The 15,708-nt window shown below is 53.8% G+C and carries 23 protein-coding genes; 20 read left to right on the top strand and 3 right to left on the bottom strand.

Going from position 1 to position 15,708, the window contains the following annotated elements; genetic code table 11:
• Positions 1-153 precede the first annotated feature (153 nt).
• The 4 genes from KPHS_48870 (at position 154) to KPHS_48840 (ending at position 3,402) form a co-directional block, all read left to right on the top strand.
• The gene (locus KPHS_48870) at positions 154-717 is read left to right on the top strand and encodes a glutathione-regulated potassium-efflux system ancillary protein KefG (protein ID YP_005229187.1); all 564 of its coding nucleotides are present in this window, start codon (positions 154-156) and stop codon (positions 715-717) included.
• A 1-nt stretch (position 718) separates the two neighbouring features.
• A complete protein-coding gene (locus tag KPHS_48860) occupies positions 719-2,509 on the top strand; it encodes a glutathione-regulated potassium-efflux system protein (protein YP_005229186.1) in 1,791 nt (596 codons plus the stop codon).
• Between the two features lie 11 nt (positions 2,510-2,520).
• Positions 2,521-2,721 (top strand): putative cytoplasmic protein, encoded by a 201-nt coding sequence (locus KPHS_48850; RefSeq protein YP_005229185.1) that lies wholly within the window; start codon positions 2,521-2,523, stop codon positions 2,719-2,721.
• A 93-nt stretch (positions 2,722-2,814) separates the two neighbouring features.
• The gene (locus KPHS_48840) at positions 2,815-3,402 is read left to right on the top strand and encodes an FKBP-type peptidyl-prolyl cis-trans isomerase (RefSeq protein ID YP_005229184.1); all 588 of its coding nucleotides are present in this window, start codon (positions 2,815-2,817) and stop codon (positions 3,400-3,402) included.
• A gap of 58 nt (positions 3,403-3,460) precedes the next feature.
• Here KPHS_48840 and KPHS_48830 read toward each other — a convergent pair whose 3' ends face one another.
• Entirely contained in the window at positions 3,461-3,679 is a 219-nt protein-coding gene (locus KPHS_48830) for a protein SlyX (protein ID YP_005229183.1), read from the bottom strand.
• Between the two features lie 222 nt (positions 3,680-3,901).
• Between KPHS_48830 and KPHS_48820 the strand changes: the two genes are divergently transcribed.
• The 11 genes from KPHS_48820 (at position 3,902) to KPHS_48720 (ending at position 12,119) form a co-directional block, all read left to right on the top strand.
• Positions 3,902-4,732, top strand: coding sequence for an FKBP-type peptidyl-prolyl cis-trans isomerase FkpA (locus KPHS_48820; RefSeq protein ID YP_005229182.1), 831 nt, complete (start codon positions 3,902-3,904; stop codon positions 4,730-4,732).
• Between the two features lie 168 nt (positions 4,733-4,900).
• The gene (locus KPHS_48810) at positions 4,901-5,623 is read left to right on the top strand and encodes a putative regulator (RefSeq protein YP_005229181.1); all 723 of its coding nucleotides are present in this window, start codon (positions 4,901-4,903) and stop codon (positions 5,621-5,623) included.
• A complete protein-coding gene (locus KPHS_48800) occupies positions 5,623-6,009 on the top strand; it encodes a sulfurtransferase complex subunit TusD (RefSeq protein YP_005229180.1) in 387 nt (128 codons plus the stop codon). The genes KPHS_48810 and KPHS_48800 overlap by 1 nt, the downstream gene beginning before the upstream one ends.
• Complete coding sequence (locus tag KPHS_48790; protein YP_005229179.1) at positions 6,009-6,368, top strand: sulfurtransferase complex subunit TusC; 360 nt, start codon at positions 6,009-6,011, stop codon at positions 6,366-6,368. Before KPHS_48800 ends, KPHS_48790 begins: the two co-directional genes overlap by 1 nt.
• 67 nt (positions 6,369-6,435) lie before the next feature.
• Complete coding sequence (locus KPHS_48780; RefSeq protein ID YP_005229178.1) at positions 6,436-6,663, top strand: sulfurtransferase complex subunit TusB; 228 nt, start codon at positions 6,436-6,438, stop codon at positions 6,661-6,663.
• A gap of 124 nt (positions 6,664-6,787) precedes the next feature.
• On the top strand, positions 6,788-7,162 hold the full coding sequence (locus KPHS_48770) for a 30S ribosomal protein S12 (protein ID YP_005229177.1): 375 nt from the start codon (positions 6,788-6,790) through the stop codon (positions 7,160-7,162).
• A gap of 96 nt (positions 7,163-7,258) precedes the next feature.
• Positions 7,259-7,729, top strand: coding sequence for a 30S ribosomal protein S7 (locus tag KPHS_48760; protein YP_005229176.1), 471 nt, complete (start codon positions 7,259-7,261; stop codon positions 7,727-7,729).
• Positions 7,730-7,825: 96 nt separating this feature from the next.
• Entirely contained in the window at positions 7,826-9,940 is a 2,115-nt protein-coding gene (locus KPHS_48750) for an elongation factor G (RefSeq protein YP_005229175.1), read from the top strand.
• 69 nt (positions 9,941-10,009) lie between these two features.
• On the top strand, positions 10,010-11,194 hold the full coding sequence (locus tag KPHS_48740; protein ID YP_005229174.1) for an elongation factor Tu: 1,185 nt from the start codon (positions 10,010-10,012) through the stop codon (positions 11,192-11,194).
• A gap of 180 nt (positions 11,195-11,374) precedes the next feature.
• On the top strand, positions 11,375-11,569 hold the full coding sequence (locus tag KPHS_48730; RefSeq protein ID YP_005229173.1) for a bacterioferritin-associated ferredoxin: 195 nt from the start codon (positions 11,375-11,377) through the stop codon (positions 11,567-11,569).
• 73 nt (positions 11,570-11,642) lie between these two features.
• Entirely contained in the window at positions 11,643-12,119 is a 477-nt protein-coding gene (locus KPHS_48720) for a bacterioferritin (protein YP_005229172.1), read from the top strand.
• Here KPHS_48720 and KPHS_48710 read toward each other — a convergent pair.
• Positions 12,103-12,588, bottom strand: a complete 486-nt coding sequence (locus KPHS_48710) for a leader peptidase HopD (protein YP_005229171.1) — start codon at positions 12,586-12,588, stop codon at positions 12,103-12,105. The genes KPHS_48720 and KPHS_48710 overlap by 17 nt on opposite strands.
• 383 nt (positions 12,589-12,971) lie before the next feature.
• Here KPHS_48710 and KPHS_48700 point away from each other — a divergent pair, with 383 nt between their 5' ends.
• Positions 12,972-13,283 (top strand): 30S ribosomal protein S10, encoded by a 312-nt coding sequence (locus KPHS_48700; protein ID YP_005229170.1) that lies wholly within the window; start codon positions 12,972-12,974, stop codon positions 13,281-13,283.
• Positions 13,284-13,324: 41 nt separating this feature from the next.
• Here KPHS_48700 and KPHS_48680 read toward each other — a convergent pair whose 3' ends face one another.
• Positions 13,325-13,717 carry a hypothetical protein gene (locus KPHS_48680; RefSeq protein ID YP_005229169.1) on the bottom strand — a complete coding sequence of 131 codons (393 nt, stop codon included), beginning with the start codon at positions 13,715-13,717 and terminating at the stop codon, positions 13,325-13,327.
• A 9-nt stretch (positions 13,718-13,726) separates the two neighbouring features.
• Between KPHS_48680 and KPHS_48690 the strand changes: the two genes are divergently transcribed.
• The 4 genes from KPHS_48690 to KPHS_48650 are packed head-to-tail and all read left to right on the top strand — an operon-like array spanning position 13,727 to position 15,699.
• Positions 13,727-13,945: a 50S ribosomal protein L3 gene (locus KPHS_48690; protein ID YP_005229168.1), complete on the top strand. Its 219-nt coding sequence runs from the start codon at positions 13,727-13,729 to the stop codon at positions 13,943-13,945.
• Between the two features lie 10 nt (positions 13,946-13,955).
• Positions 13,956-14,561, top strand: a complete 606-nt coding sequence (locus KPHS_48670; RefSeq protein YP_005229167.1) for a 50S ribosomal protein L4 — start codon at positions 13,956-13,958, stop codon at positions 14,559-14,561.
• Entirely contained in the window at positions 14,558-14,860 is a 303-nt protein-coding gene (locus tag KPHS_48660) for a 50S ribosomal protein L23 (protein YP_005229166.1), read from the top strand. Before KPHS_48670 ends, KPHS_48660 begins: the two co-directional genes overlap by 4 nt.
• A gap of 17 nt (positions 14,861-14,877) precedes the next feature.
• Positions 14,878-15,699 carry a 50S ribosomal protein L2 gene (locus tag KPHS_48650; protein YP_005229165.1) on the top strand — a complete coding sequence of 274 codons (822 nt, stop codon included), beginning with the start codon at positions 14,878-14,880 and terminating at the stop codon, positions 15,697-15,699.
• Positions 15,700-15,708 lie beyond the last annotated feature (9 nt).

The raw sequence follows: 15,708 nt of genomic DNA, 5'->3' as shown, positions 1-15,708 counted from the left end.
TATGTTAATTTGTCATTATGATAATGTAGTGTGGAAGCGAATCGCTTCACCGGGCCGCCATGGTAGCCCAAAACGAAGACGATACACAAAGTCATTCTGGCTGTGTCAAAACGCCGGGGCTGTGCAGGCCGCCAGAAGACCTACGGGAGGGGAATGATGTCTCAGACAGCGAAAGTGTTGCTGCTGTATGCCCACCCAGAATCTCAGGATTCCGTGGCCAACCGGGTTTTATTAGAGCCGGCCTTACAGTTGCCGAACGTCACCGTGCACGATCTCTACGCGCACTATCCGGATTTTTTTATCGATATTGCTTACGAACAGGACCTGCTGCGCCAGCATGAGGTGATTGTTTTCCAGCACCCTTTATATACCTGGAGCTGTCCGGCGCTGCTTAAGGAGTGGCTGGATCGTGTGTTAAGCCGCGGCTTCGCCAGCGGCGCCGGAGGGAACGAACTGGCGGGAAAGTACTGGCGCAGCGTGATCACTACCGGCGAGCCTGAGAGCGCCTACCGTCGCGATGCTAATCGCTATCCGATGAACGATATTTTACGTCCTTTTGAACTGACCGCCGGCATGTGCCGTATGCACTGGATGAGCCCCATTATCGTCTACTGGGCCCGGAGGCAGCAGCCAGAGGAGCTGCGCAGCCGCGCCCTGGCCTACCGGGACTGGTTGGCCAACCCCATCGCCGCCGGAGGTGTCCATGGCGGGATCTGATTTGCTGCTGGCGGGGGTGTTGTTTTTGTTCGCGGCCGTCATCGCCGTCCCTCTGGCTTCAAGACTGGGGATTGGCGCGGTGCTGGGCTATCTGCTGGCCGGGATCGCCATTGGTCCGTGGGGGCTCGGGTTTATCAGCGATGTGGATGAAATTCTCCATTTCTCTGAGCTCGGCGTAGTGTTTCTGATGTTTATCATCGGCCTGGAGCTCAATCCCGCCAAGCTATGGCGACTGCGGAGCTCCATCTTCGGCGTTGGCGCGGCGCAGGTGATGCTCAGCGCGGCGATCCTCGGTGGGTTGCTGATGACGACCGGGTTTTCATGGCAGGCGGCGGTGGTCGGCGGGATCGGCCTGGCGATGTCTTCCACCGCCATGGCGCTGCAGCTGATGCGTGAGAAGGGAATGAGCCGCAGCGAAGCGGGACAGCTAGGCTTTTCGGTGCTGCTGTTTCAGGATCTGGCGGTGATCCCGGCGCTGGCGCTGGTGCCCCTGCTGGCCGGTTCAGCGGATGAGCATGTGAACTGGTTGACGGTCGGCATGAAGGTCCTGGCCTTTGCCGGGATGCTGATTGGCGGACGCTATCTGCTGCGGCCGGTGTTCCGTTTTATCGCCAGCTCGGGGGTCAGGGAGGTGTTCACTGCCGCCACGCTGCTGTTGGTCCTCGGATCTGCCCTGTTTATGGAGGCGCTGGGGCTGTCGATGGCGCTGGGCACCTTTATTGCCGGCGTGCTGCTGGCGGAAAGTGAGTATCGCCACGAACTGGAGATCGCTATCGATCCGTTCAAGGGGCTGCTGCTCGGGTTGTTCTTTATTTCCGTCGGCATGGCGCTGAACCTTGGCGTACTGTATACCCATCTGCTGTGGGTGGCGGTGAGCGTGGCGGTGCTGGTGGCGGTAAAAATGCTGGTGCTCTATCTGCTGGCCCGTCTCTATGGCCTGCGAAGTTCCGAGCGGATGCAGTTCGCGGGCGTATTAAGCCAGGGCGGCGAGTTCGCGTTTGTCCTCTTTTCGCTGCCCGCCTCTCAGCGGTTGTTTCAGCACGACCAGATGGCGCTGCTGCTGGTGGCGGTAACGTTGTCGATGATGACGACGCCGCTGCTGATGAAGGGGATAGATAAGCTATTGTCGCGACGGCTGAACCCGGCGGACGATACCGGTGAGGCGCCGTGGGTGGAGGATGACAAGCCGCAGGTGATTATTGTCGGGTTTGGTCGCTTTGGTCAGGTCATTGGTCGCCTGCTGATGGCCAATAAGATGCGTATTACGGTACTGGAGCGGGACATCAGCGCGGTAAATCTGATGCGCAACTATGGCTATAAAGTCTATTTTGGCGATGCCACCCAGCTGGAGCTGCTGCGCTCGGCGGGAGCGGAAGAGGCGCAGTCGATCGTCATCACCTGTAATGAGCCAGAAGATACCATGCGGCTGGTGGAAATGTGTCAACAACACTTTCCACATCTGCATATTCTGGCCCGCGCTCGCGGGCGCGTTGAGGCGCATGAGCTGCTGCAGGCCGGCGTGACGCAGTTTTCTCGTGAAACTTTCTCCAGTGCGTTGGAGCTGGGGCGCAAAGCGCTCATCACCCTCGGGATGCATCCTCACCAGGCCCAGCGCGCGCAGCTGCACTTCCGACGCCTCGATATGCGAATGCTGCGCGAGCTAATGCCAGTGCATACTGATACGGTACAGATATCACGCGTGCGGGAGGCCCGGCGCGAACTGGAAGAGATTTTCCAGCGCGAAATGCAGAAAGAGAGCCGGCAGCTGGACGGCTGGGACGAGTTTGAATAAAGGTAAATCTTATGGCAGTGCGTAAACGTTTTATTGCCGGGGCGAAATGTCCGGCGTGCCAGGCGCAGGATTCGCTGGCAATGTGGCGTGAGAATAATGTCGATGTTGTTGAGTGCGTTAAGTGCGGTCATCAGATGCGTGAGGCAGATAAAGAGGCCCGTGAGCATGTACGCAAAGAGGAGCAGGTGATTGGCATTTTTCATCCCGACTAGCGTTATCCGTCGGCTTTTTTTAAGCTAAAGGGTACACGGCAGCAGAATTCCGCTACAATCTGCGCCACTATTCTTCCCATCTCAGGAGATATCATGAAAGTAGCAAAAGACCTGGTGGTCAGCCTGGCCTATCAGGTACGTACAGAAGACGGTGTGTTGGTTGATGAGTCTCCGGTAAGCGCGCCGCTGGATTACCTGCACGGTCACGGCTCCCTGATTTCCGGCCTGGAAAACGCGCTGGATGGCCACGAAGTGGGCGACAAATTTGACGTTGCCGTCGGCGCTAACGACGCTTACGGTCAGTATGACGAAAACCTGGTGCAGCGTGTACCGAAAGACGTCTTCATGGGCGTTGATGAACTGCAGGTTGGCATGCGCTTCCTGGCGGAAACCGATCAGGGTCCGGTACCAGTAGAAATTACTGAAGTTGAAGACGACCACGTTGTGGTTGATGGCAACCACATGCTGGCTGGCCAGAACCTGAAGTTTAATGTGGAAGTCGTCGCCATCCGCGAAGCGACTGCGGAAGAGCTGGAGCACGGTCACGTGCACGGCGCGCATGGCCACGATCACGATCATGACCATGGTCATGACGGTTGCTGCGGCGGCCACGGCCACGATCATGGTCACGACCATGGTAAAGGCGGCTGCGGCGGCCACGGTGGCTGCGGCTGCCACTAATCTTTGCGCTTCGGCACGAAGACGACAAAAAAGCGGGGAAACCCGCTTTTTTTACGCCTCAATAGTGCGGCGGTGGCGTTTCTTCCGCCTGGGAGGCGATATGGGAGGGTTGGGTCGCCTTCAGCTTCTCGATCATCAGACGCATATGCTCCCGCATCTTCGCCATCTCGATCTCGTGGGCGGTCACGGTTTTGTTGAGGTCTTCGATGGTGATTTCCTGAAACGCCAGCCGGCTTTCCAGCTCCGCAAGGCGCGTTTCTAATGTGCTATCGTGCATGGGTAACCTCTTTAGTCTGATCCTGCGGGCGGATTCTACTTAAGTTTCCCCTGGCGCGCAGCATCGCTGCGCCGTACAGGAAACTTATTCATACAAAAATAGTCCTAAAAGAGGCGATATTCAGGAACGTCCGTATGTAGATTTTAACGGCAACGTTCTATAGTACGTTTTTTGCTTTTTACGATAACCCTGGGGTGAGAGGCCCCGGCCCTGGAGAAATGGATGAAATCACTGTTTAAAGTAACGCTGCTGGCGGCCACAATGGCCGTCGCCCTGAATGCACCGTTGACCTTCGCTGCAGATACGGCAACGAAGGCAGCCCCGGCGGCTGAGAGTAAATCGGCATTTAAAAATGACGATCAGAAATCGGCCTATGCGCTGGGCGCGTCCCTGGGGCGTTACATGGAAAACTCCCTGAAAGAACAAGAGAAACTGGGCATTAAGCTGGATAAAGCCCAGCTGATCGCCGGCGTACAGGACGCGTTTGCCGATAAGAGCAAACTGTCCGACCAGGAGATCGAACAGACTCTGCAGGCCTTTGAAACGCGCGTGAAGACCGCGGCTCAGCAGAAAATGGAAAAAGACGCCACTGAGAACGAAGCCAAAGGCAAAGCGTTCCGTGACAGCTTTGCCAAAGAGAAGGGCGTGAAAACCTCAAAAACTGGCCTGCTGTATAAAGTCGAGAAAGAAGGCGCTGGCGATGCGCCGAAAGACAGCGATACCGTGGTGGTAAACTACAAAGGTACCCTGATCGACGGTAAAGAGTTTGATAACTCTTATACTCGCGGCGAGCCGCTCTCTTTCCGTCTCGACGGCGTGATCCCGGGCTGGACTGAAGGCCTGAAGAACATCAAGAAAGGCGGCAAAATCAAGCTGGTTATTCCGCCGGACCTGGCCTACGGTAAAACTGGCGTCCCGGGCATCCCGGCCAACTCTACGCTGGTCTTTGATGTAGAACTGCTGGATATCAAACCGGCGCCGAAGGCAGATGCACAGCCGGAAGCCGCAGGCGATGCGAAAGCCGCGGACGCGAAAGCTGACGCTAAGAAGTAATCAGGTTCAGGCCGCCGTCTCGTCAGAGGCGGCGGCTTTTTTATTGAGCGCAGATATAATTAAAACTGGAAAGATCCTCAGGCGCTGTATTACTTTAGATAGCTTAATAATGATGATGAGCCTGCCCTGACAATAACGACAGGCTCCTGAAAAGGAGTGCTTTTTTTCATGTCCAGGTCGCTTTTAACCAATGAAACCAGCGAGCTTGACCTGCTGGATCAACGTCCCTTTGACCAGACCGATTTCGATATTCTCAAATCTTATGAAGCGGTAGTGGACGGGTTGGCGATGCTCATCGGTTCGCACTGTGAAATCGTGCTGCATTCTTTGCAGGATCTGAAATGCTCTGCCATCCGTATCGCCAATGGTGAACATACCGGCCGCCAAATCGGTTCACCGATTACCGATCTTGCGCTGCGCATGCTGCACGATATGACGGGCGCCGATAGCAGCGTTTCCAAATGCTACTTTACCCGTGCTAAAAGCGGCGTACTGATGAAGTCGGTGACGATTGCCATTCGCAACCGCGATCACCGGGTGATTGGTCTGCTGTGTATCAACATGAATCTGGATGTGCCGTTTTCCCAGATCATGAGCACCTTTATTCCGCCAGAAACGCCTGAAGTGAACTCGCCGGTGAACTTTGCTTCTTCGGTAGACGATCTGGTCGCCCAGACGCTGGAGTTCACCATTGAAGAGGTGAATGCCGATCGCAGCGTGTCTAACAATGCGAAAAACCGTCAAATCGTGCTGAATCTCTACGAGAAAGGGATCTTCGATATTAAAGACGCTATTAACCAGGTAGCCGATCGTCTGAACATCTCCAAGCACACCGTCTACCTCTATATTCGCCAGTTCAAAAGCGGCGATTTCCAGGGGCTGGATAAGTAATGCGTTTTGCCCTCACGGTGACCGGCCCAGCCTATGGCACGCAGCAGGCGAGCAGCGCCTGGCAATTTGCCCAGGCCGTGCTGCAGGAAGGCCATGAGCTGGCGTGCGTTTTTTTCTATCGCGAAGGCGTGCTTAACGCTAACCAGTTGACGGCGCCCGCCAGCGATGAGTTCGATCTGGTGCGCGGGTGGCAATCCCTCCACGATGAGCACGGCGTCGCGCTGCATATCTGCGTGGCGGCCGCCCTGCGTCGTGGCGTAACGGACGAACGCGAAGCGCAACAGCTCGCTCTGCCTGGCCACAATTTGCAGCCGGGTTTTACCTTGAGCGGGCTCGGCGCGCTAGCGGAAGCGGCGCTTACTTGCGATCGGATGGTGCAGTTCTGATGAAACGTGTGGCTTTTGTACTTTCCTCTGCGCCGCACGGCAGCGCCGCCGGCAGGGAAGGCCTCGATGCCTTATTAGCAACCTCCGCGCTCACCGACGATATTGGCGTGTTTTTTGTGGGCGACGGCGTGTTTCAGCTGTTACCCGAACAGCGGCCTGGCGCTGTGCTGGCCCGCGACTACATCGCTACCTTTAAATTGCTGTCGCTATATGATATCGACCAGTGCTGGCTGTGCGCCGACTCAGCGCGAGAGCGCGGCCTGGATCCCGCGACCCCGTGGGTGGTGGATGTCGAATGCCTGGCGCCGGATGCCCTGCGCGCCCGTCTGCATGAATTTGATGTGATTTTGCGTTTCTGAGGCCCCCATGCTCCATACGCTCAGTGTTTCCCCCTGGCATGCCGACATCGCAGCGATGCTTCGTTTGATGGAGCACGGCGACGATCTGGTACTACTGTCTGACGGCGTCACCGCGGCCATCGCCGATGGTCGCTTCCTTGAGATCCTGCAATCCGCCCCCATAACCCTATACGTGCTGCAAGACGACGTTGACGCCCGCGGGCTGGCTGGTCAAATTGCGGACAGTGTCGGCAGGGTTAGCTATACTGATTTCGTCAGACTCACAGTCAAACATGCCGGTCAGTTGGCCTGGTGATGGCGGGATCGTTGTATATTTCTTGACACCTTTTCGGCACCGCCCTAAAATTCTGCGTCCTCATAATATATGAGGCGATTTATTACGTGTTTACGAAGCAAAAGCTAAAACCAGGAGCTATTTAATGGCAACAATTAACCAGCTGGTACGCAAACCACGCGCGCGCAAAGTTGCAAAGAGCAACGTGCCAGCGCTGGAAGCCTGCCCGCAGAAACGTGGCGTATGTACTCGCGTATATACCACCACTCCTAAGAAACCGAACTCCGCACTGCGTAAAGTTTGCCGTGTGCGTCTGACTAACGGTTTCGAAGTCACCTCCTACATCGGTGGTGAAGGTCACAACCTGCAGGAGCACTCCGTGATCCTGATCCGTGGCGGTCGTGTTAAAGACCTTCCGGGTGTTCGTTACCACACCGTTCGTGGTGCGCTTGACTGCTCCGGCGTTAAAGACCGTAAGCAGGCTCGCTCCAAGTACGGCGTGAAGCGTCCTAAGGCTTAATGGTTCTCCGTTAAGTAAGGCCAAACTGATTTATCTTAATGTCATACTAAACTCTTAGAGTTTTGGACAATCCTGAATTAACAACGGAGTATTTCCATGCCACGTCGTCGCGTCATTGGTCAGCGTAAAATTCTGCCGGATCCGAAGTTCGGATCAGAACTGCTGGCTAAATTTGTCAATATCCTGATGGTAGATGGTAAAAAATCTACTGCAGAAACTATCGTATACAGCGCGCTGGAGACCCTGGCTCAGCGTTCTGGTAAATCTGAACTGGAAGCCTTCGAAGTTGCGCTCGAAAACGTGCGCCCGACTGTCGAAGTTAAGTCCCGCCGCGTAGGTGGTTCTACTTATCAGGTTCCAGTTGAAGTTCGTCCGGTCCGTCGTAATGCCCTGGCAATGCGTTGGATCGTTGAAGCTGCTCGTAAACGCGGTGATAAATCCATGGCTCTGCGCCTGGCGAACGAACTCACTGATGCTGCAGACAACAAAGGTACTGCAGTTAAGAAACGTGAAGACGTTCACCGTATGGCCGAAGCCAACAAGGCGTTCGCTCACTACCGTTGGTAATCCCTTCGGAGTCATAGTCACCAGGCGGGCGCTTCAGATGAGTCGCCCGCTCTGGATAACTTAACTGAACGCCTAAAGAAATAAACGAGGAATCAAATGGCTCGTACAACACCCATCGCACGCTACCGTAACATCGGTATCAGTGCGCACATCGACGCCGGTAAAACCACTACTACCGAACGTATTCTGTTCTACACCGGTGTAAACCACAAAATCGGTGAAGTTCATGACGGCGCCGCTACCATGGACTGGATGGAGCAGGAGCAGGAACGTGGTATCACCATCACTTCCGCTGCGACTACTGCATTCTGGTCTGGTATGGCCAAACAGTATGAACCGCACCGCGTAAACATCATCGACACCCCGGGGCACGTTGACTTCACTATCGAAGTAGAACGTTCCATGCGTGTTCTTGATGGTGCGGTAATGGTTTACTGCGCAGTTGGTGGTGTTCAGCCGCAGTCTGAAACCGTATGGCGTCAGGCAAACAAATATAAAGTTCCGCGCATCGCGTTCGTTAACAAAATGGACCGCATGGGCGCTAACTTCCTGAAAGTTGTTGGTCAGATCAAAACCCGTCTGGGCGCGAACCCGGTTCCGCTGCAGCTGGCAATTGGTGCTGAAGAAGGTTTCACCGGCGTTGTTGACCTGGTGAAAATGAAAGCCATCAACTGGAACGATGCAGACCAGGGCGTAACCTTCGAATACGAAGATATCCCGGCTGACATGCAGGACCTGGCTGATGAATGGCACCAGAACCTGATCGAATCCGCAGCTGAAGCTTCTGAAGAGCTGATGGAAAAATACCTGGGTGGTGAAGAACTGACTGAAGAAGAGATCAAAAAAGCTCTGCGTCAGCGCGTTCTGAACAACGAAATCATCCTGGTAACCTGTGGTTCTGCGTTCAAGAACAAAGGCGTTCAGGCGATGCTGGATGCGGTAATTGATTACCTGCCATCCCCGGTTGACGTACCTGCGATCAACGGTATCCTGGACGACGGTAAAGATACCCCGGCTGAGCGTCACGCAAGCGACGACGAGCCGTTCTCTGCACTGGCGTTCAAAATCGCTACCGACCCGTTCGTGGGTAACCTGACCTTCTTCCGCGTGTACTCCGGTGTGGTTAACTCTGGTGATACCGTACTGAACTCCGTGAAAGCTGCACGTGAGCGTTTCGGTCGTATCGTTCAGATGCACGCTAACAAACGTGAAGAGATCAAAGAAGTTCGCGCGGGCGACATCGCTGCTGCTATCGGTCTGAAAGACGTAACTACTGGTGACACCCTGTGTGACCCGGATGCGCCGATCATTCTGGAGCGTATGGAATTCCCTGAGCCGGTAATCTCCATCGCCGTTGAGCCGAAAACCAAAGCTGACCAGGAAAAAATGGGTCTGGCTCTGGGTCGTCTGGCTAAAGAAGACCCGTCTTTCCGCGTATGGACTGACGAAGAGTCTAACCAGACCATTATCGCCGGTATGGGTGAGCTGCACCTCGACATCATCGTTGACCGTATGAAGCGTGAATTCAACGTTGAAGCGAACGTCGGTAAACCTCAGGTTGCTTACCGTGAAGCGATTCGCGCGAAAGTTACCGATATCGAAGGTAAACACGCCAAGCAGTCTGGTGGTCGTGGTCAGTACGGTCACGTTGTGATCGACATGTACCCGCTGGAGCCGGGCTCTAACCCGAAAGGTTACGAGTTCATCAACGACATCAAAGGTGGTGTAATTCCTGGCGAATACATCCCGGCCGTTGATAAAGGCATCCAGGAACAGCTGAAAGCTGGTCCGCTGGCAGGTTACCCGGTAGTTGATATGGGTATCCGTCTGCACTTCGGTTCTTACCACGACGTTGACTCCTCTGAGCTGGCGTTTAAACTGGCTGCGTCTATTGCCTTTAAAGAAGGCTTTAAGAAAGCAAAACCAGTTCTGCTTGAGCCGATCATGAAGGTTGAAGTAGAAACTCCGGAAGAGAACACTGGTGACGTTATCGGTGACTTGAGCCGTCGTCGCGGTATGCTGCGCGGTCAGGAATCCGAAGTAACCGGCGTTAAGATCCACGCTGAAGTACCGCTGTCCGAAATGTTCGGTTATGCAACTCAGCTGCGTTCTCTGACCAAAGGTCGTGCATCATACACCATGGAATTCCTGAAGTATGATGATGCGCCGAACAACGTTGCTCAGGCCGTTATTGAAGCCCGTGGTAAATAATCCACAGGATTAAAACCTAAGTCCCGTGCTCTCTCCGAAGGGGAGAGCACTATAGTAAGGAATATAGCCGTGTCTAAAGAAAAATTTGAACGTACAAAACCGCACGTCAACGTTGGTACTATCGGCCACGTTGACCATGGTAAAACTACCCTGACTGCTGCCATCACTACCGTTCTGGCTAAAACCTACGGTGGTTCTGCTCGCGCATTCGACCAGATCGATAACGCGCCGGAAGAAAAAGCTCGTGGTATCACCATCAACACCTCTCACGTTGAATATGACACCCCGACTCGCCACTACGCGCACGTAGACTGCCCGGGCCACGCCGACTATGTTAAAAACATGATCACCGGTGCTGCGCAGATGGACGGCGCGATCCTGGTTGTTGCTGCGACTGACGGCCCGATGCCGCAGACTCGTGAGCACATCCTGCTGGGTCGTCAGGTAGGCGTTCCGTACATCATCGTGTTCCTGAACAAATGCGACATGGTTGATGACGAAGAGCTGCTGGAACTGGTTGAGATGGAAGTTCGTGAACTGCTGTCTCAGTACGATTTCCCGGGCGACGACACCCCGATCGTTCGTGGTTCTGCTCTGAAAGCGCTGGAAGGCGACGCAGAGTGGGAAGCGAAAATCATCGAACTGGCTGGCCACCTGGATACCTATATCCCGGAACCAGAGCGTGCGATTGACAAGCCGTTCCTGCTGCCGATCGAAGACGTATTCTCCATCTCCGGTCGTGGTACCGTTGTTACCGGTCGTGTAGAGCGCGGTATCATCAAAGTAGGTGAAGAAGTTGAAATCGTTGGTATCAAAGAAACCGCGAAAACCACCTGTACTGGCGTTGAAATGTTCCGCAAACTGCTGGACGAAGGCCGTGCTGGTGAGAACGTAGGTGTTCTGCTGCGTGGTATCAAACGTGAAGAAATCGAACGTGGTCAGGTACTGGCTAAGCCGGGCACCATCAACCCGCACACCAAGTTCGAATCTGAAGTGTACATCCTGTCCAAAGATGAAGGCGGCCGTCACACTCCGTTCTTCAAAGGCTACCGTCCGCAGTTCTACTTCCGTACTACTGACGTGACTGGCACCATCGAACTGCCGGAAGGCGTAGAGATGGTAATGCCGGGCGACAACATCAAAATGGTTGTTACCCTGATCCACCCGATCGCGATGGACGACGGTCTGCGTTTCGCAATCCGTGAAGGCGGCCGTACCGTTGGCGCGGGCGTTGTAGCTAAAGTTCTGGGCTAATTCGTTAGCTTTGAATTAAAAAGGGCGCTTCGGCGCCCTTTTTGCTGTCTGTCATTCAGCGAAAAACGGATTTTTGCTGGCTATTCATATCGTGCGTTGCGGCGGATAATGAGCAAATGGTCTATTGTAATCATAACCATTCTCATTTAATATTTGTGCATAAATTGAACGGGAGTTTCTATGTACGTTTGTTTGTGCAATGGCGTCAGCGATAAAAAAATTCGTCAGGTTGTGCGCCAGTTTCAACCGCAATCTTTTCAGCAATTACGTAAGTTTGTTCCCGTGGGAAATCAATGCGGTAAGTGTGTTCGTGCCGCGCGTGAAGTGATGGAAGATGAATTAACCACCATGCCGGAATTCAAAGAAATCGCCTGAAGTCCACGCTTCTCTTTTGACATCCCTATAGGCCGGACTACGCTTCAATGAGTGGAAGCGGAGGGACTATATAATGAAAGGTGATGTCAAAATCATAAGTTATCTCAATAAATTATTGGGAAATGAGCTAGTCGCAATTAATCAGTACTTTCTTCATGCGAGAATGTTTAAAAATTGGGGCCTGATGCGCCTCAACGATATTGAGTACCACGAATCCATCGACGAAATGAAGCACGCCGATAAGTATATCGAGCGTATTCTTTTTCTCGAAGGTATCCCTAATCTGCAGGATCTCGGCAAACTTGGCATCGGTGAAGATGTGGAAGAGATGCTGCGGTCCGATTTGAGGCTGGAGCTGGAAGGGGCGCAAAATTTGCGTGAGGCTATTGCCTATGCCGACAGCGTCCATGACTACGTCAGCCGCGATATGATGATTGAGATCCTGGCGGATGAAGAAGGCCATATCGACTGGCTGGAAACCGAACTCGATTTGATTGGCAAAATCGGTCTGCAAAATTACCTGCAGTCGCAGATCAAAGTGTCAGACTAGCCAGCGTCTGCCACCCGCACCAAAAACCCGCGGCCGCCAGGAATGGCCCAAACGGCAGCGGGTTGCTTCTTCCCCATTTGCTCTTCCTGCCGCAACTGGCGTATAAACCTGCTCCTGCCCACGCTATGCCGGCGAGTAGCGAGGCAACCAGGACCAACTGCGGCAGCAATCGCCAGCCATGCCAGGCGCCGAGGGCGGCAAGATATTTTATATCTCCATAACCCAACCCTTCATAGCCGCGGATACCGCGGTATAGCCAGTAAATCGCAGCCAAAGAGAGATAGCCCGTTATCGCCCCCCAGACGGCATCATGCAGCTGGTGCGGCGCCAGACAGAGATAAAAAAGTAAACCACTCCACAGCAGGGGACAGGTGTAACGGTCGGGCAACAGACCGTGGCGCAGATCCTGGTGGCATAATGCCACGGTCAAACCGCTATAGCACAGCAAGAAGGGGAGGGCGGCGAGCATAGTTGACCCCGCAATGATCGATGAACATTGCGTCACTATGCTCATCCTCTCCCGTTCAGCACAAAAGGCATTTTCCGGGAATGGATCCCACAATCCGCACTCTTACTCCGCATTGCAGCCCCGTACAGCGCGCTAACGCGAAGGCGCGCAAATCCTGGTGATGATTTTCTAAACAGCACTTGCGTCGCGCCAGAATTTGCGTATAATGCGCGGGCCTGTCAAAGTTGACGGCCGGTTCAATATGAACCCTGGTAATCGCATTTGGGTTATCAAACAATGTCCCCAATCGGGGGACTATGTAAGAACGGTTACACTCTCCCATCAATCGTAATGGGTATGAGGAGTAATCATTTCGTCTATAAAATAATTGGAGCTCTGGTCTCATGCAGAACCAAAGAATCCGTATCCGCCTGAAAGCGTTTGATCATCGTCTGATCGATCAATCAACCGCGGAAATCGTCGAGACTGCTAAGCGCACTGGTGCGCAAGTCCGTGGTCCGATCCCGCTGCCGACCCGCAAAGAGCGCTTTACCGTTCTGATCTCCCCGCACGTCAACAAAGACGCGCGTGACCAGTACGAAATTCGCACTCACAAGCGTCTGGTTGACATCGTTGAGCCAACTGAAAAAACCGTTGATGCTCTGATGCGTCTGGATCTGGCTGCCGGTGTAGACGTGCAGATCAGCCTGGGTTAATCAGGTCATCGAGCGATTGAGAGGTTGAAACAATGATTGGTTTAGTCGGTAAAAAAGTGGGCATGACCCGCATCTTCACTGAAGATGGCGTTTCTATCCCAGTAACCGTAATCGAAGTTGAAGCAAACCGTGTTACTCAGGTTAAAGACCTGGCTAACGATGGCTACCGCGCAATCCAGGTTACCACCGGTGCTAAAAAAGCTAACCGTGTAACCAAGCCGGAAGCGGGTCACTTCGCTAAAGCTGGCGTTGAAGCTGGCCGTGGTCTGTGGGAATTCCGTCTGGCTGACGGCGAAGAATTCACCGTAGGTCAGAACATTAGCGTTGAACTGTTTGCTGACGTTAAAAAAGTTGACGTAACCGGTACCTCTAAAGGTAAAGGTTTTGCTGGTACCGTTAAGCGCTGGAACTTCCGTACCCAGGACGCTACTCACGGTAACTCCTTGTCCCACCGCGTTCCGGGTTCTATCGGTCAGAACCAGACTCCGGGCAAAGTGTTCAAAGGCAAGAAAATGGCAGGTCAGCTGGGTAATGAGCGTGTAACCGTTCAGAGCCTGGACGTAGTACGTGTTGACGCTGAGCGCAACCTGCTGCTGGTTAAAGGTGCTGTCCCGGGTGCGACCGGTAGCGACCTGATCGTTAAACCAGCTGTGAAGGCGTGAGGAGATAGCAATGGAATTAGTATTGAAAGACGCGCAGAGCGCGCTGACTGTTTCCGAAACTACCTTCGGTCGTGATTTCAACGAAGCGCTGGTTCACCAGGTTGTTGTTGCTTATGCAGCCGGTGCGCGTCAGGGCACTCGTGCTCAGAAGACTCGTGCTGAAATCACTGGCTCCGGTAAAAAACCGTGGCGCCAGAAAGGTACCGGCCGTGCGCGTTCTGGTTCTATCAAGAGCCCGATCTGGCGTTCCGGTGGCGTGACCTTCGCTGCTCGTCCGCAGGACCACAGTCAAAAAGTTAACAAGAAGATGTACCGCGGCGCGCTGAAAAGCATTCTGTCCGAACTGGTACGTCAGGATCGTCTGATCGTTGTCGAGAAGTTCTCTGTTGAAGCGCCGAAAACTAAGCTGCTGGCACAGAAACTGAAAGACATGGCTCTGGAAGATGTGCTGATCATCACCGGTGAGCTGGACGAGAACCTGTTCCTGGCCGCACGTAACCTGCATAAGGTTGACGTACGTGATGCGAACGGTATCGACCCGGTTAGCCTGATCGCCTTCGACAAAGTCGTAATGACTGCTGATGCTGTTAAGCAAGTTGAGGAGATGCTGGCATGATTCGTGAAGAACGTCTGCTGAAGGTGCTGCGCGCACCGCACGTTTCTGAAAAAGCGTCTACTGCGATGGAAAAAACAAACACCATCGTTCTCAAAGTTGCTAAAGACGCGACCAAAGCAGAAATCAAAGCTGCTGTGCAGAAACTGTTTGAAGTCGAAGTCGAAGTCGTTAACACCCTGGTTGTTAAAGGGAAAGTTAAACGTCACGGACAGCGTATCGGTCGTCGTAGCGACTGGAAAAAAGCTTACGTCACCCTGAAAGAAGGCCAGAATCTGGACTTCGTTGGCGGCGCTGAGTAAGTCGGAGGAGTAATACAATGGCAGTTGTTAAATGTAAACCGACATCTCCGGGTCGTCGCCACGTCGTTAAAGTGGTTAACCCAGAGCTGCACAAGGGCAAACCTTTTGCTCCGTTGCTGGAAAAAAACAGCAAATCCGGTGGTCGTAACAACAATGGCCGTATCACCACCCGTCATATCGGTGGTGGCCACAAGCAGGCTTACCGTATTGTTGACTTCAAACGCAACAAAGATGGTATCCCGGCAGTTGTTGAACGTCTTGAGTACGATCCGAACCGCTCCGCGAACATCGCGCTGGTTCTGTACAAAGACGGCGAGCGCCGTTACATCCTGGCCCCGAAAGGCCTGAAAGCTGGCGACCAGATTCAGTCTGGCGTTGATGCTGCAATCAAAGCAGGCAACACCCTGCCGATGCGCAATATCCCGGTTGGTTCTACCGTTCATAACGTAGAAATGAAACCAGGTAAAGGCGGTCAGCTGGCTCGTTCCGCTGGTACTTACGTTCAGATCGTTGCTCGTGACGGTGCTTATGTCACCCTGCGTCTGCGTTCTGGTGAAATGCGTAAAGTCGAAGCAGACTGCCGCGCGACTCTGGGCGAAGTTGGCAATGCTGAGCATATGCTGCGCGTTCTGGGTAAAGCAGGTGCTGCACGCTGGCGTGGTGTTCGTCCTACCGTTCGCGGTACTGCGATGAACCCAGTAGACCACCCACATGGTGGTGGTGAAGGTCGTAACTTTGGTAAGCACCCGGTATCCCCGTGGGGCCTGCAGACCAAAGGTAAGAAGACCCGCAGCAACAAGCGTACTGATAAATTCATCGTACGTCGCCGTAGCAAATAATTTTAGAGG

The sequence above is a fragment of the Klebsiella pneumoniae subsp. pneumoniae HS11286 genome (assembly GCF_000240185.1).
Lineage (GTDB): Bacteria > Pseudomonadota > Gammaproteobacteria > Enterobacterales > Enterobacteriaceae > Klebsiella > Klebsiella pneumoniae.
This window is presented reverse-complemented; position numbering and strand designations above follow the sequence as displayed.

Coding starts and splice junctions, on each gene's coding strand:
- KPHS_48720 (YP_005229172.1), top strand. CDS start 11,643: ATGAAAGGTGATGTCAAAATCATAAGTTATCTCAATAAATTATTGGGA.
- KPHS_48670 (YP_005229167.1), top strand. CDS start 13,956: ATGGAATTAGTATTGAAAGACGCGCAGAGCGCGCTGACTGTTTCCGAA.
- KPHS_48660 (YP_005229166.1), top strand. CDS start 14,558: ATGATTCGTGAAGAACGTCTGCTGAAGGTGCTGCGCGCACCGCACGTT.
- KPHS_48790 (YP_005229179.1), top strand. CDS start 6,009: ATGAAACGTGTGGCTTTTGTACTTTCCTCTGCGCCGCACGGCAGCGCC.
- KPHS_48850 (YP_005229185.1), top strand. CDS start 2,521: ATGGCAGTGCGTAAACGTTTTATTGCCGGGGCGAAATGTCCGGCGTGC.
- KPHS_48730 (YP_005229173.1), top strand. CDS start 11,375: ATGTACGTTTGTTTGTGCAATGGCGTCAGCGATAAAAAAATTCGTCAG.
- KPHS_48770 (YP_005229177.1), top strand. CDS start 6,788: ATGGCAACAATTAACCAGCTGGTACGCAAACCACGCGCGCGCAAAGTT.
- KPHS_48650 (YP_005229165.1), top strand. CDS start 14,878: ATGGCAGTTGTTAAATGTAAACCGACATCTCCGGGTCGTCGCCACGTC.
- KPHS_48800 (YP_005229180.1), top strand. CDS start 5,623: ATGCGTTTTGCCCTCACGGTGACCGGCCCAGCCTATGGCACGCAGCAG.
- KPHS_48870 (YP_005229187.1), top strand. CDS start 154: ATGATGTCTCAGACAGCGAAAGTGTTGCTGCTGTATGCCCACCCAGAA.
- KPHS_48780 (YP_005229178.1), top strand. CDS start 6,436: ATGGAGCACGGCGACGATCTGGTACTACTGTCTGACGGCGTCACCGCG.
- KPHS_48830 (YP_005229183.1), bottom strand. CDS start 3,679: ATGCACGATAGCACATTAGAAACGCGCCTTGCGGAGCTGGAAAGCCGG.
- KPHS_48760 (YP_005229176.1), top strand. CDS start 7,259: ATGCCACGTCGTCGCGTCATTGGTCAGCGTAAAATTCTGCCGGATCCG.
- KPHS_48840 (YP_005229184.1), top strand. CDS start 2,815: ATGAAAGTAGCAAAAGACCTGGTGGTCAGCCTGGCCTATCAGGTACGT.
- KPHS_48710 (YP_005229171.1), bottom strand. CDS start 12,588: ATGCTCGCCGCCCTCCCCTTCTTGCTGTGCTATAGCGGTTTGACCGTG.
- KPHS_48810 (YP_005229181.1), top strand. CDS start 4,901: ATGTCCAGGTCGCTTTTAACCAATGAAACCAGCGAGCTTGACCTGCTG.
- KPHS_48820 (YP_005229182.1), top strand. CDS start 3,902: ATGAAATCACTGTTTAAAGTAACGCTGCTGGCGGCCACAATGGCCGTC.
- KPHS_48700 (YP_005229170.1), top strand. CDS start 12,972: ATGCAGAACCAAAGAATCCGTATCCGCCTGAAAGCGTTTGATCATCGT.
- KPHS_48750 (YP_005229175.1), top strand. CDS start 7,826: ATGGCTCGTACAACACCCATCGCACGCTACCGTAACATCGGTATCAGT.